We start from the raw sequence: 15,694 nt of genomic DNA on the forward strand, positions 1-15,694 counted from the left end.
GTACATGTTTTTTCAAAGGGCATTACATGATTAAAAGCTCATCTTTACACCGGCAAAATAACTTCTCGGGCTAGCCGGGCCATAGATATAGGAGGAATCCCGGTTCTTACCTTGGTCAAAGTCGGATTGGTAAGCGTTGAACAGATTCTGCACGCCCCCATTTACTTCTAGTTTCAGCTCTTTGTAAAGCGGGAACTCATACGCAAGCTTGATATTCATATCAAAGAAATCCGGAGTCTCCACCGCCTTATCCAAAGGTATATATCCCGCCAAATGCTGCACCAACATACTTCCCGTATAGGTTCCCGACAGGGAAGCCGTGAAACGTTTGAAAGGCGTGAGAGTAGCCGTAAAATAACCATAGATATCCGGCGTACGGAACATCTTTGTCTCGGCTGGCACATTCTCGTCATCGCTCCATTTCTCGGCCTCTTTATAACGGCTTCGCTGGAAAGTAGCGCCCGCTTGCAAAGATAGCCATGAAGTTAACACCGACTTTCCTTCCAAGGTTAATCCCATCACTTTCGCCCCGGAACCGTTACGACGTTCCTTAATCAGATTGCCTTGCTCATCTTTCCCGATATCTTCCAAGACAAACACATCACTTAAGCTGGTGTAAAAACCTTCCACCAAGAAGTTCAACTGGATACCATTCTTAAAACGATGGTAAAAATCGACCGAAGCACTCAAGCTTTGCGATTTCTCCTCGGATAAATCTTTCGCACGCTGGATCATAGCGACCTCTCCGCCGACCGCCGAGATATGCATATCCTCATCGAACGCTTGCGGGGCACGGAAACCACTGGAATAACTAGCCCGGATATTGATATCTTCCGTCGGGTTAAAACGGATATTCGCACGAGGGCTGAATATTACATGATCCATCATATTATGTTTATCCAAACGACCGCCAATCAAGAAGCTCCATCGCTTATTTTTCCACTCATTCTGCAAAAATGCGCTCTCGATATGCACCATCTGATTCGTAAAGCGATTATACCCGATCATCTCGTCTTTCAAATGATCGAAACTATACTCCAAACCGGCAGTCAAATCCGATGGCATAAACAAGAATTTATCAAAACTATAAGCATATTGCGTACCGGCCATAACCGTCAGGTCCGTAGTCTTGCCGTAAGCGTTCGGATCTTGGTTCGTCCCGTAATAACTATCCCGGTCTGTATTCTGGGCAGAAGTGAAAACACTCCATTTATGTTTGTAATCCTTGGAGAAAAGATCGAATTTCAGACCTCCTCCATCAATCGAATGCTCCAACTGTTCGGCGATATCCGCTTCATGAGGCGGACGATCCAACAGATTTCCTCCCCTGCGGTATTCATTCATATGATGATACTCGAATGTCAATTTACTATAAGTACTCGTTTTCAGGTATGAACGGAAACCAACCGTTTGATTCTTCAATTTAGGCAACTCCGTAAAACCATCTCCATCCTGATCAAAACCGGAACGATGACGGTTCTGGCCAAAAAGATATAAGCCCGCTTTCCCATTTTCCGATACCAAAGAGGCATTTAGGGTCGTATTATTATCGAAAGCGGATGTCCCACCGATCGAGGTTAACGTATGCGACAATTCCCCGGAATTTCTCAAGGGCTCCTTCGTGATGATATTAATTGTCCCGGCGATAGCGGACGAGCCGAACAGTGCCGATCCCCCTCCTCGCATCACCTCTACCCGCTCGATCATATTCGCCGGTATTTGCTCAAGCCCATATACGCCGGATAAAGCGCTGAATATGGGACGTGAATCAATCAGTATTTGGGTATAAGGTCCGTCTAATCCATTGATCCGGACTTGCTGGAAACCGCAATTCTGGCAATTCGTCTCTACCCGTACACCCGGTTGGAAATTTAGTCCCTGTGCCAAATTCACCGCATTGGTCGTAGTAAAAACCTTCGCATCCAATACATTCACTAATGTGGGAGCCAACCGGCGGGAAGTTTCCGCACGATTCGCAGATACCACCACGCCATCCAAGGCGATCTGGTCTTCTTCCAGTTCTACATTAATCTCTAAGGTTTTTCCTTTCTTTAGGGTCACTTCTTTAGAGATAGTCTTATACCCGAGCGCTTTATATTCTAGCGTAAATTTACCTTCCGGCAGATTCTTCAGGAAATAATGTCCCGAGTTATCGGTGGTCGTACCGATCGTGGTACCTTTTAACAATACGTTGATAAAGGGAAGATGTTCCCCTGTTTTCTTATCCAATACATGTCCGAAAACATTTGCGTCTGAGTCGTTTAGACGGTCCTCTCCCGTGGCCTGAGCTACCGTTAGGGCACAGCACAGGCATAGTATAAAGATGAAAAATTTATTCATTTTAATTTATTCTGATAAGTAATACAATGTTATTAATCTCACAATATCAGAATATGGGAGGAGCCCGAAGCGTACGTCTTCCCCGGAAGGGAACGATATAGTCCGGATAGACCGGAGCGAAAGATAAGTTACGGATAAAGGAATAAAAAGCCGCCAGCAGAATAGCGACGAAAGCCGCACCTGTTATCTGCAAGACAGATAACTGATGAAGCAACTGAAACTCGGCGTAGCCATGTTCATGGTCCGGACGACCATCGTCCGTTTTATGATACGGGTGAGAATGGACGATTGTTACCCCGTTGACAATATGAACGTGGGTAAACGCAATAATACATCCCAAATAGGCTATGAACAGCGCAGGGAGTAATATCCTCAGATATTTTCTTAATCTATCCATCTCTTTTCTCTCGATCGCAAATATAGTAATATAACCGATAAAAGAGATACGCTGTTCAAAAATTACCTATTTGTAGGTACTTTCCTCAATCAAGTACGCCACGTACCCGATCTTCAAAGGCCGAAAGGGCCGCTTTGGCGCCTTCTCCCATAGAAATAATGATTTGCTTAAAGGGTACGGTGGAAACGTCGCCCGCTGCATAAATACCCGGGACATTCGTCCGGCAATGTGCGTCAATCACGATCTCACCGGGACGATTTGTTTCGACAATCTCCTTAAAGACACCACTATTAGCGGCTAAGCCGATTTGAACAAAAATACCGTCTAAATGAATAACACGCTCTTCCCCTGTCTTACGATCCTTTGTACGGATACCGGTTACCTTGTCGCCATTTCCAACCACCTCGGTTGTTTGTGAACTAACAAAGATCTCGACATTCGGCAAACTCTTCGCTTTCTCTTGCAAGACTTGATCCGCTTTTAACTCATCCATAAACTCCAAAACGGTTACTTTCGAACAGATCCCCGCCAAATCAATAGCCGCCTCGATACCGGAATTTCCACCGCCAACCACGGCAACATGTTTTCCCTTATAAAACGGACCGTCGCAATGAGGACAAAAAGCCACTCCACGCCCTATATACTCTGCCTCACCCGGTACATTCAATTTACGCCAGCTAGCGCCCGTAGCGACAATAACCGCCGGAGCCTTGAATATCTCACCTCCAGCCGTAGATAAAACCTTCTCGTTTCCTTCTATCGTTACCTTCTCTATACGACGATGCTCCAGCAGGTCAATCGGATATTGCCGCATATGCAAGCGCAGATTGTCAGCCAACTGGGTACCTGTTGTCTCCGGAACTGAAATCAGATTCTCAATTCCTACCGTCTCCTTCACCTGCCCGCCGATACGCTCCGCCACGACAGCGACACTCAGCCCCTTTCGTGCGGAATAAATAGCGGCAGAAGCACCAGCCGGACCCCCACCGACCACAACCACGTCATATCGTTTTACCGTCTTCTCCGTCAGGCTCTCATTGATTCCATACTGAGCTTCCAGCTTCGATAACAATTCACCGAATTCCCCACGTCCTACATGGATCAGTTTTCCATCCGCAAAGACAGAGGGGACGCCTTGTATCTTCAAAGCATCAACTTCCGCCTGATTGATAGCCCCATCTACCATCTCATGATGGATCTGAGGATTTAAAGTCGTCATAGCGTTTAATGCCTGTACCACATCCGGGCAATTCGTACAAGTCAAAGAGACATAGGTCGTCAGATGTATCGGGCCATTCAAGGCTTTAACACGATTACAAATGCTCTCGTCCGGAAAATTCTTGCCTTTCCCATCTGAATTCAAGATCGCCAACAGTAAGGAAGTAAACTCGTGTCCATTAGGTACTCCACGAAACTTAATCCCCGTTTTCGCTCCATCCTTTAATAAAATGAATTCCAATCCATCCCCATCAGATACTCGCATAGACATTTTATCCGAACAAGAGGCAACATCACCTAATAAATCCAACAATTCTTGTCTACTTTCATGCGCAGGAGAGATCGATATATCAAAGGTATAATTCGCATTTAACCCTGCGAATATACCTTTTAATTGTTCTTTTAATGTTGATTCTAACACGATCTATACTCTTAATTATTTAGATTTTCCCTACCAAGTCAATGCTAGGTTTCAAGGTAGCCTCCCCTTTCTTCCATTTAGCGGGACAAACCTCACCATCATGTGAAGCGACAAACTGAGCGGCTTCAACTTTACGAAGTAACTCGGAAGCGTCACGACCGATATTGTTATCATGAATCTCGGCCACTTTGATCTTTCCTTCCGGATTTACCAAGAAAGTGCCACGGTATGCCATACCCTCTTCCTCAATCATCACACCAAACGCACGACTCAGTGCTCCAGTGGGATCCGCCAACATCGGATATTGGATCTTACGGATAGTCTCGGAAGCGTCATGCCAAGCTTTATGTACAAAATGAGAGTCTGTACTTACAGAGTAAATTTCTACTCCCATTGATTTAAACTGCTCATACTTCTCAGCCATATCGACCAACTCTGTTGGACAAACAAATGTAAAATCGGCCGGGTAGAAGAAAAAGATAGCCCACTTACCCAAAACGTCCTCGTTGGTTACAGTCTTGAAATTACCATTTTGAAAAGCTTGTACTTTAAACTCCGGAAGTTGAGAATTAATAATCGGCTCCATACTTGTTCCTATTTTTAAATGAATACTATTTGTTTTTATTTCCGATACAAAAATATAACATATTTCTTCATTAAAACAATTTTTTTAATCGATATATTTTATGAGGTTATAGATAATACTTTATCAATCAATAAAAAGGGCCTATCCTCACGGATAAGCCCTTCAATATCTTGGGTTTTGGATTACCGCATCAGTAACGATTATAACACTCCCGCCCGTACCCGGCTCAAAGATTCGGGTGTCATCAATAAATACGAGGCGATATGATTGACAGAAGCACGTTTCGCTGCTTCCGGATATTCCTGTTGAAAACGCAGATAACGTTTTCTTGCCGACTCAAAACGCCAAGAGTCCGCTTTCTCTTGCGAAAGCATCAAAGCCCACTCCAGTATTTTCTGGTACAATCTATTAATAGCTAAAGATGTTTTCAATAAATCGCTAAATTCCGAAAAAGAGATCCGGTGATAAACCGTCGGTTCCAATGCCTCGATTAATAAACGCGTCGGTTCTCTTTGGAATGTGCTGGCTATACAAATAACGATATTTCCCTCACAGGAGAAATGCTCGGTAATATCACGTTTATTCTTATAGTAAAACTGGCGTAATAATCCCGATTCCACATAATATAAATATTTAGATATTTGTCCGTTATCCAACAATAATTCTCCTTTCGCAGCCTTACTTGATTCTATGATCGAGGCCAGAGAATCCAAATCCGCATCGGGTAATGGATAAAAACGTTTGGATATCATTTCGGCTATTTCTTGTGGTGTCTTCATACTATTCATCATTTTCTGATCTATATCATTTTTTATCTCCTTACAAAAATAGATATTTGTTGCATATAACAAAACAAACACATATTAAATAGTCAAGGTTAGTCTAGGCAAAAAATTATTACTATCGTTTAAAAGCTAATCGGATTAGATTGTTTTCCCTGATTAGCTGTTGCATAATCGCAAGGCTTGATCGAGAGATCAGGCCTTGTTATTTTCTGGTTTGTAGCGAGAGAATATCGCTTTCGCATTATCTAAACGTTCTTTTGATAAGGGTTCCACCCCCTTTAACGGATAATCGAGGCCTAATTGCTCATATTTATAGGTTCCCATCGTATGATAAGGCAATAATTCCACTTTGCGAACCACTTTATATGAACTGACATACCGAGCTAACGCCTCCAGCCACTCGTCATTATCCGTATATCCGGGGACAATAACATGGCGAATCCAAGTATCTATGCCACGTCTCTCCAATTCATCCAAGAACAGAAGCGTATTATCCTGCTTGACACCCGCCAGTAACGGATGTAAATCCGGGTTTAAGGTTTTGATGTCCAATAACACTAAGTCCGCATAATCCAAGACTTCCCAAGCTTTTGAGGTACATACGAAACCAGATGTGTCCAAAGCTGTGTGAAGACCTTGCTCTTGGCACAAACGGAAAAACTCTTTCAGAAACTCAGGTTGCAATAAAGGTTCCCCACCGGTAACAGTCACCCCCCCACGGGCGATAAAACTCTTATACCGTAAGACTTCCGTCAATAGCTCGCCGGGAGTCATCTGATATTTCACCTTCCCTTTCGGGTTCCAAGTATCCGGGTTATGGCAATACAGGCAACGCAACGGGCAGCCCTGCATAAAAACGACAAAGCGAATTCCGGGACCATCTACGGTCCCGAAACTCTCTAATGAATGTATCTTACCTTTTATCACTTACAGTGAATGGTTAATGGTTCTTGAAATAACATCCAACTGTTGTTCACGAGTCAGTTTCACGAAGTTTACCGCATATCCGGATACACGGATCGTAAGTTGCGGATATTTCTCGGGATGTTCCATAGCGTCGATCAACAAATCCTTATCAAATACGTTAACATTCAGATGCTGACCTCCATCCGGAGTAAAATAGCCATCCAATAAGCTAACCAGATTATTGATCTGCACTTCACGCTCCTTTCCCAACGTAGCCGGAGAAACAGCGAAAGTATAAGAGATACCGTCGTGCGCATGCTGGAATGGAAGCTTCGCTACCGAAGCTAGCGCAGCGATAGCACCTTTCGTATCACGACCGTTCATAGGGTTCGCGCCCGGAGCGAAAGGAGTTCCACCGATACGGCCATCCGGTGTCGTACCAGTCTTCTTACCATATACCACATTAGAGGTGATCGTAAGGATGGACTGCGTAGGTTTCGCATGGCGATAGGTCTCGTGCTGACGCAAATATTCCATGAACTTCTCGGTGATCTCTACAGCGATACTATCCGTACGATCATCGTTATTACCGAAAGGAACATATTCGCCCTCACGTTCGAAATCAACCGCCAAGCCACGCTCGTCACGGATCACACGTACTTTCGTATCACGGATAGCAGCCAACGAATCGGCAACGATAGAAAGACCGGCGATACCTGTCGCACGGATACGCTCTACATCCCCATCGTGAAGCGACATCTCGAATGCCTCATACGCGTATTTATCATGCATATAATGGATTATCTTCAAGGCGTTCACATACACTTTCGCCAACCAGCGCATCATTTGCTCATACTTAGCCATCACCTCATCGTATTCCAGATACTCGCCGCGAACCGGCTCGAACATCGGGGCTACCTGTACGCCGCTGCGCTCATCCCGTCCTCCGTTGATCGCATATAATAAACATTTCGCCAAATTCGCACGGGCTCCGAAGAACTGCATCTGCTTACCGATCTTCATAGGAGAAACGCAACAAGCGATACCATAATCATCTCCATAATCCGGACGCATCAAATCGTCGTTCTCATATTGGATAGCCGACGTATCGATAGAGACCTTGGCACAGAAACGTTTCCAGTTCTCGGGAGCGTTCTTAAACCACAGAACCGTCAAATTGGGTTCTGGTGCCGGACCTAGATTATATAATGTATGGAGATAACGATAGGAAGTTCTTGTTACCAAAGAACGGCCATCCACTCCTTGGCCGCCCAAGGACTCTGTTACCCAAACCGGATCACCGGAGAACAAATCATTGTATTCCGGCGTACGTAAGAAACGAACGATACGCAACTTGATGATCAGCTGGTCTACCAATTCTTGCGCCTCCTCTTCGGTCAACTTACCCTCACGGATGTCTTTCTCGATATAAATATCCAAAAACGTAGAAGTACGTCCGATAGACATCGCCGCGCCATCTTGGTCTTTTACCGCCGCCAGATAAGCTAAATACACAAACTGAACCGCCTCACGAGCGTTTTGTGCCGGACGAGTCACATCAAAGCCATAGCTAGCGCACATTTTCTCGAACGCTTTCAAAGCCTTGATCTGTTCGGAAATCTCCTCACGGCTCTGGATGATCTCTTCCGTGATCTCTTGGATATCCAAACGATTCAAGAAACGCTTTTTCTCCTCGATCAAGATTGCCGTACCATATAAAGCGACACGACGATAGTCACCAATAATACGTCCTCTACCATACGCGTCGGGCAGACCGGTGATAATAGCCGAACGACGTGCGGCAATCATCTCTTCCGTATATGCGGAGAAAACGCCCTCGTTATGCGTCTTACGGTACTTCGTGAAGATCTCTTTCGTCATCGGGTCCAAATGATAACCATAAGCTTCCAAGCTATTCTCGACCATACGGATACCGCCTTTCGGGAAGATACCACGTTTCAGCGGAGCATCGGTTTGTAACCCAACGATCACCTCATTCTCCTTATCAATATAGCCCGGGCCATATACATCGATCCCTTGAGGTAATTTTGTCTCGGCGTCATAAACTCCCTTTTCCCTCTCGACCTTAAACATCTCGGTCAGCTTGTTCCAGACCTTACGGGTCTTCTCGGAAGAAGCGACTAAAAAGGAATCATCCCCTTCATAAGGCGTATAGTTACTCTGGATAAAATCTCTTACATTGATCTCTCTTTTCCAGGTCTCACCCTTAAAGTGATCCCAGCACTCATTCTCAAATTTCATAAACAATCTTATCTAATACCACATTTTTACCGCCGCAAAGGTAGGAGAATTATCGTCATATTTCTGTCACATATGCTACACCAGTTCTAAAATCCCTATAAATTGCGATAAAAAAGCTTCTCATCCTTCACTATTTTAAAAGGACATTACCAATAAATGGGGAGTCAGACCTAAGGGCGAAGAGGCAACCATGCCCAAAAAGTAGATCCGACACCAAGTTTTGAAGTGAAGCCCACTTCTCCCCCTGCCGCTTCTACGATAGCTCTGGAGATCGTCAAGCCAAGTCCGGTACCCTGCGAGAACTCATTCAATTTCTCAAAACGGGTAAATACTTTGTCATGCAAATCATCCGGTATACCGATTCCCGTATCCTCAACATAGATACGAAGACCTTCCCTTTCAATGCCATATCCCATTTTAATATATCCGGATTTGGTGCATTTTACCGCATTAGTGAGGAAATTCATCCATACTTGCTTAAGCCGGTTTCTATCCAGAAGTACCCAGCACTCCGAGTTGGGACCATCTAAACGTAACTCGACATTCGGATTTGTCATCTTCGCCTGAATCGTAACAAATAACTCATTACAAACCTTGGCCAGATTGAAATTCTCCTTCCTACGTTCAATTATGCCTGACTCTATCTTGGAAAGATCAAGGATATCGTTGATCAATCGCAATAACAACTCATTATTGGATTGGATGATATTTATATATTCTTTTTTTTCTTCCGGATCATCACAAGTTACCATTAACTCTGAAAAACCAACAATCGCGTTTAACGGGGTACGTATCTCGTGACTCATATTAGCGAGAAACGCAGACTTGAGACGATCTGAAAGTTCCGCTTTCTCCTTTAATTCCTTCAATTGCTGAATCATCTTCTCCCACTTCGTATTATTGATCGTAATACCGGTATAGCGAGTCACATGGCCTTCTTTATCTCTTTCAACCTGGATTCCAGTAACCAATAAGGTCTGCCACTCGTCATCCCATTTGGTTTTGGAACGATATTTAACGTTGAAATCTTTATCTATGCCCCGGAACATATGCTCCATATATTTCCGCACAAAAACCACATCATCCGGATGTGTAGCGTTCAAATAATCCTCGGGAGTGATTGTCTTTTCCGAATAAAAATCATTGATAGGATCATTAAAAGCACTGAATTTCAATCTTTTTACATCAAAATCCCAATACGACATACCAACCGTCTTGAAAGAAAGCTCTATCTTGTAATTTCTTTCTTTAAGTTCCCGATTCAATTGCTGGATCTTAGGAATGTTTTGCCTGAATCCCGTATAGCGTATTATATCTCCATTTTCATCTTGATCGAAAGGGACACCCATAAAATCACAATACTGCCAAGTCTCATCATACTTGGTTTGTATGCGACAGGTAAAATTGATGGTGACATTCTTTCCAGCTATCAGGGATTGCATTGCGTCGTAAAAAACAGACCGGTCCTCGGGGTATATAACATCCATATACTCCGAAACGGTCAATAACCGATCTGAAACGTAATCGTTGATCGGATCATTATAAGATTCGAATTTCTGGGAATTTACATCAAAATCCCAATGAACAATATTACTGACTTTCATGGCCAGATCACGTTTTGCGATCAGATCCTGCGCTTTCTTGGCCATTTGCAACCTTTCGGTTATATCCATTTGTGTCCCGATGATCTGCAATTTTCCACGATGTTCTGTCGATAGGCGCATCCGGCTCTCATAATAACGATACATCTCTTCTTGCTCGTTATAGAAACGCAAAGTCATTTGTCCTTGTTCTATCTCATTTCCTATCAATTGAGAGAAGAGCCGGATTAACGGAGCTCGATCTTGGGGATGCAAAATATCCAGTACCGCCTCCATTGGCATATTTTTTTGGGCTACGGTTAGTCCATATAATGGATTAAAAACCTTTTTATTCACATCATATACCCAAGAAGCCATATTAGCCGCTTTCATGGCCATCTCCAGATTTTTCTTGCTTTCTTCCGTACGGAATTCCACCTCTTTCACGGAAGTCATATCATTTGCGAGTAATATATGTCCGATAAGATGTTTTTTTCTACTCCATATCGGGATAACTTTAACCCCATAGATCATCGTGTCTTTATTATGGGAAGAATAATATGCATCCTTATTAACCCGATCAAAATCATACTCAAACTCCAAGGAAATATCTTCACCCGATTGTATCCGAGCTAAAAGTTCTGAATCAACAAATGGACTTTTGTAAAGATTGACTATATTCACCACCGATGTCCGGTCGTCCACACCATACATCCTCAACGCATGGTCGTTTATACTACGCAGCACACCATGTGCGTCATAAATTTCAATACCCACCGGCAGACAAGCATATATACTCTCCGTAAATAAACGCTGTTCTTCTATTAATTTAGAAATTTCTTTCTCTATTATCACATCGTCATTTTCTTGAGAATTCTCTTCACATTGTTCCATCTGTCACTTACTTTATTTCGTATTATCATACGTCAGACATTCTAATTTATACGAAAGCCCTGCTTTTTGCAAAAGTAAACAAAAAAGTGAATTCTTTTCTGTTCGTTCATAAAGATATTATCTTTGCGCTGAAAACAAACACTAAATCTTAAATACATGAGATTCACAAGGCTTATTCTAGCGTTAACCAGTTTCCTTATATTGATCACGCAAACAGACCTATTTGCCTCAACCGTATTGCATAAAACTTCTATGGTTGATCTCTCAAATAACGCTATTATTTGCATGCATCAAGATCCGGATGGCTATTTGTGGATCGGGACTTACGACGGACTTAACTTATACAACGGAAAAGATACGTATGTATATCGTTTCGAATTAAATAACAAAAACTCTCTTTGTAGTAATATCATTCACAAAATATCCGACGCAGAACCCGGCTTTTTATGGATATCAACCTCTTTAGGTATCAATAAATTCTCACTAAAAGAACGGAAAGTCACCGAGTCTTTCCCCGGATACATGGAATGCGATCTATTAGCGTCCGATTCATCCGGCATCACGCTCGCTATTTGTAAGGAAAACAGGATCTCTTGCTACACCCCATCTAGCGATGGGTTCCGGGACCTGCCGAGAGAAGGAGTAGGCCCTCAAACCGTACGTACCTTATTCGCCGGGACGGACGGACATTTTTATTTATTATTAGCCTCGGGCATACTGAAAAAGTTGACTCCGGATTTCTCCGATACTACTTTTAATTTGCTATCGGAAGAACGCCAATTCCATAATAAACCGATCTTATCCGCATTTTACGAGAATAATCATATTTTCATAGTAGATACCGACAATAAATTATATCGACAGCATGTAGACGGAAAGGGGAAAGAATTCCTGTTCGATCTGCCTGAAATGACAAAACAATATGGTAACATCATCAAGATATGCACCTTCCAATCCAATGTGTATATCGTTTTCCGTAACGGCAATATTCTAGACCTAAGCCAACCGGAAAACACGATAAATATGGGCATCGGTATCTTTTGCCTAATGAACGATAAAAGGCAGGAGATTCTCTGGTTGGGAACAGACGGGCAAGGTATACGGATGTTTTATGACAAACCCGATCTTTTCGGCTCTATCTTACTCAAGGATTTACCGATTAATATACAGAACCCCATACGTTCTTTATATACAGATGACGATCAATCCCTTTGGCTCGGGACAAAAGGAGACGGTATTGTCCGGATACAAGCGTATGACACTTACCATAACAAAAAGATGATCCCACAAAGCGCTATCACGCATTTTACCACCGCCGACGGCCTATCCAGCAACCGTGTGTATTGTTTCCAAAAAAGCGAGTACCATCCATGTATCTGGATTGGCACGGAAGGCCCGGGACTGACCTATTATTCGTATAAAGAGAAACGAATAAAAACGATACCGCAACGAGAAGACACCACCCCTCTACGCTATGTCCACTCTATTTGCGAGGTAGATGATTCCACATTATGGCTAGCGACAACGGGTAACGGATTGCAAAAGGTTACCTTACATATAGATAAAGCCGTACCTACAATCGGGAAGGTACAAACCTTCCCGTTAAAAAACGGAAAGAACATCTGTAAAGAAATCCAATCGATGGTATATGACAACGACTCGACCCTGTTCCTCGGGAGCCGTGGCGGTTACGGAGTCATTCGTTTCAATATTTTCAATCAAGGATATGAATTCCTGCAAACCAACAATTTAAGAAACCCGGCCATTGGAGACGTGCTTTCCGTATGCCAGACCGAAGATTCCACGTTTTATGCAGGCGCCAGCTCCGGTCTCACCCGGATTAAATTCAGAGGGGGAAAGATGCGTTTACGCCAATTCGATAAAAGCGACGGGATCGTAAACGACATGATCCATGGTATCCATGAGGGGAACGATAGCTGTATCTGGCTTAGTACCAATAAAGGTCTCACCAAATATAATCCCCGGAACAACTTTTTCCATAATTATCATCAGCCTTACTTTAGCGTCACGGAATTCTCTGATGACGCTTATTGGAAATGCCCATACTCCGAGCGTTTATTCTTTGGAGGCATCAACGGATTAGTCTGGGTAAATAAACAAACGGAGCCGGAGCATACCTATCAACCCGAATTAAGTTTCTTCGAGTTGCAAATGGATAAACAAATCCTTCCATTATATAAGGACATCAGCCGGAACGGTGTAACGGTTCCGGCTGATGTGCAATCGTTAACGATTGCGTTCGTCGCTCCGGATTACATCAACGGGGAGAATTACGAGTATTCGTATCAGTTGGTCAACTATAATTCCTCTTGGGAAAAATTGCAAAAGACAAACAAGGTAACTTTCATGAACCTACCGTACGGGGAATATTTGCTGAAAGTCCGTTATCGCAACGATGTCATTGATTCGTCGGCAAAAGAATACACTCTACCTATCAAGGTATTACCTCCTATTTATCTAAGCTCATTAGCCATTTTCACGTATCTTTTTATCGGTACGGTTTTGCTCATCATCGCCACCTATCGTATCCATCACCAAATACTAAAGAAACAGAAGCAGATCGCAGACAAGATCAAGGAGGAGCAAAAAGAGAAGCTATACGAGTCCAAGCTGAATTTCTTTACCCACATTACGCATGAGCTATGCACCCCGCTTACCTTGATCAATGGCGTGGAGAATTATATCCAAGCCTATGCCGCCACCTCAAAAGACAAGACATTAGAAAAATACACTTCAGTCCTCCGGGAAAATGTAGAGGAACTGAACGGACTTATCCAAGAAATCCTTGATTTCCGGAAAGCGGAAGACGCAGGATTCAGTCATACGCACATCCGGAGAGTATCCGTATCCTCTCTTTTGCGAACTCAATTCGAATGGTTTTACCCACTATCCGAGCAACACCAAATCCAATTCAAGATCGATGCTCCCAAAGAGCTTTATTGGAATACGGATTCCGTCTATTTCAAGAAGATCCTAGCAAATCTGATTTCCAACGCATTTAAGTATACGGAAGACGGGGGCACGGTTCGTATCTCCTTACATGAGGAGGAGAACTTCCTCGTCCTTAAAGTTTACAACACCGGCAAAGGAATCGAGGAGGCAGACATGCAAAATATTTTCGACCGATATCGTATCCTTGGCACGATGGATAACGATGATAACAGGCAAAATACGACACGGAATGGCCTCGGCTTATTTATCTGTCACAGCCTCGTACAATCCTTAGGTGGTAAAATCGACATAGAGAGTGAGGTCGGCCAATATGCTGAATTTACAGTTACCTTACCTTTTGGCATCGTAGAGGAGACCTCAGACAACACGATAGACGAAGAGATTCCCGTATCGCTTCCTTCCCCAAACACGGATATACAAGAGCCGCAAATCTCACATACGGCACAAAAAGAGACGGAAGATAAACCGATGATACTCGTTATCGACGATCATAAAGACATCGTCTGGTTAATCACGGAAACCCTCTCTTCCGAATATCAGGTTCAAGAAGCTTATAATGCGGAAAAGGCTCTGGAATTCCTCAAACAATACACTCCGTCCCTTATCATCACCGATATCATGATGCCTAATATGGACGGATTAGAATTGATCTCGCTTATCAAAGAAAATAAATATACCCGCCATATCCCGCTTATTATCATCTCTGCTAAAATATCAGACCAAGAGCAAGCGGCAGGACTTAATATCGGAGCGGATGCCTATCTAACCAAGCCTTTCTCACCAACAGTTCTCCTATCCGTCGTGAATCGATTGATGACTAACCAAAGAGAATTAAAAGAGTATTTCTATTCTCCGGAAAGTGCTTATCAATATACGGAAGGGCAATTATTACATCAAGAAGACAAGGAATTCCTTGACACCGTAACCGCTATCATCAAAGAAAATGTCAGCAAGGAAGGACTCGGTCCCGAACTGGTAGCGGACGCATTGAATATAAACACTCGCATCTTATATCGTCGTTTCAAGAAAATATCTACTATGACGCCGAGTGATTTTATAAAGGATTATAGGTTAAACTATGCAGCGCAATTACTCGTGAATACCAACATGAGCGTTCAGGAAATTATTTATAATGTAGGAATTTCTAACAAATCATACTTCTATAGGGAATTTGCCCGTAAATATAACATGACACCTAAGGAATACCGCACAAAAGAGGCATAAATCATTGATTCCTAAATAGTGTCATAATCTACCAAAAGAGTATCATAATCTGCTATATGCATTTCATGACACTTCTTTGGCATTTCAAAGCACTCTTCAATTCGTTAA

9 protein-coding genes are annotated in these 15,694 nt (G+C 43.1%); 1 reads left to right on the plus strand and 8 read right to left on the minus strand.

The features are described from left to right. Nucleotides 1–30 precede the first annotated feature (30 nt). The 8 genes from D7V92_RS00485 to D7V92_RS00520 form a co-directional block, all read right to left on the minus strand. Nucleotides 31–2,340, minus strand: coding sequence for a TonB-dependent receptor (locus tag D7V92_RS00485; RefSeq protein ID WP_121772064.1), 2,310 nt, complete (start codon nt 2,338–2,340; stop codon nt 31–33). Nucleotides 2,341–2,386: 46 nt separating this feature from the next. Next, the gene (locus D7V92_RS00490) at nt 2,387–2,737 is read right to left on the minus strand and encodes a hypothetical protein (RefSeq protein WP_005867403.1); all 351 of its coding nucleotides are present in this window, start codon (nt 2,735–2,737) and stop codon (nt 2,387–2,389) included. Between the two features lie 85 nt (nt 2,738–2,822). Next, complete coding sequence (ahpF, locus tag D7V92_RS00495) at nt 2,823–4,376, minus strand: alkyl hydroperoxide reductase subunit F (protein WP_121772065.1); 1,554 nt, start codon at nt 4,374–4,376, stop codon at nt 2,823–2,825. Nucleotides 4,377–4,395: 19 nt separating this feature from the next. Continuing rightward, nucleotides 4,396–4,962, minus strand: a complete 567-nt coding sequence (gene ahpC, locus D7V92_RS00500; RefSeq protein ID WP_005867400.1) for an alkyl hydroperoxide reductase subunit C — start codon at nt 4,960–4,962, stop codon at nt 4,396–4,398. A 200-nt stretch (nt 4,963–5,162) separates the two neighbouring features. Beyond that, on the minus strand, nt 5,163–5,753 hold the full coding sequence (locus D7V92_RS00505; RefSeq protein ID WP_008777750.1) for a Crp/Fnr family transcriptional regulator: 591 nt from the start codon (nt 5,751–5,753) through the stop codon (nt 5,163–5,165). 186 nt (nt 5,754–5,939) lie between these two features. Continuing rightward, nucleotides 5,940–6,674: a pyruvate formate-lyase-activating protein gene (gene pflA, locus D7V92_RS00510; RefSeq protein WP_005867396.1), complete on the minus strand. Its 735-nt coding sequence runs from the start codon at nt 6,672–6,674 to the stop codon at nt 5,940–5,942. Further along, nucleotides 6,675–8,915, minus strand: coding sequence for a formate C-acetyltransferase (gene pflB, locus D7V92_RS00515; protein ID WP_008772883.1), 2,241 nt, complete (start codon nt 8,913–8,915; stop codon nt 6,675–6,677). 170 nt (nt 8,916–9,085) lie between these two features. Beyond that, nucleotides 9,086–11,389, minus strand: a complete 2,304-nt coding sequence (locus tag D7V92_RS00520) for an ATP-binding protein (RefSeq protein WP_121772066.1) — start codon at nt 11,387–11,389, stop codon at nt 9,086–9,088. Nucleotides 11,390–11,545: 156 nt separating this feature from the next. Here D7V92_RS00520 and D7V92_RS00525 point away from each other — a divergent pair, with 156 nt between their 5' ends. Beyond that, the gene (locus D7V92_RS00525) at nt 11,546–15,586 is read left to right on the plus strand and encodes a response regulator (protein ID WP_370035686.1); all 4,041 of its coding nucleotides are present in this window, start codon (nt 11,546–11,548) and stop codon (nt 15,584–15,586) included. The last annotated feature ends 108 nt before the right edge of the window (nt 15,587–15,694 follow it).

This window comes from Parabacteroides sp. CH2-D42-20, from assembly GCF_003670185.1.
Classification (GTDB): domain Bacteria; phylum Bacteroidota; class Bacteroidia; order Bacteroidales; family Tannerellaceae; genus Parabacteroides; species Parabacteroides distasonis.

Excerpts from the sequence above, each read along its gene's own strand:
- D7V92_RS00485 (WP_121772064.1), bottom strand. The coding sequence starts at position 2,340 with ATGAATAAATTTTTCATCTTTATACTATGCCTGTGCTGTGCCCTAACG.
- D7V92_RS00490 (WP_005867403.1), bottom strand. The coding sequence starts at position 2,737 with ATGGATAGATTAAGAAAATATCTGAGGATATTACTCCCTGCGCTGTTC.
- ahpC (WP_005867400.1), bottom strand. The coding sequence starts at position 4,962 with ATGGAGCCGATTATTAATTCTCAACTTCCGGAGTTTAAAGTACAAGCT.
- D7V92_RS00505 (WP_008777750.1), bottom strand. The coding sequence starts at position 5,753 with ATGATGAATAGTATGAAGACACCACAAGAAATAGCCGAAATGATATCC.
- pflB (WP_008772883.1), bottom strand. The coding sequence starts at position 8,915 with ATGAAATTTGAGAATGAGTGCTGGGATCACTTTAAGGGTGAGACCTGG.
- D7V92_RS00520 (WP_121772066.1), bottom strand. The coding sequence starts at position 11,389 with ATGGAACAATGTGAAGAGAATTCTCAAGAAAATGACGATGTGATAATA.
- D7V92_RS00525 (WP_370035686.1), top strand. The coding sequence starts at position 11,546 with ATGAGATTCACAAGGCTTATTCTAGCGTTAACCAGTTTCCTTATATTG.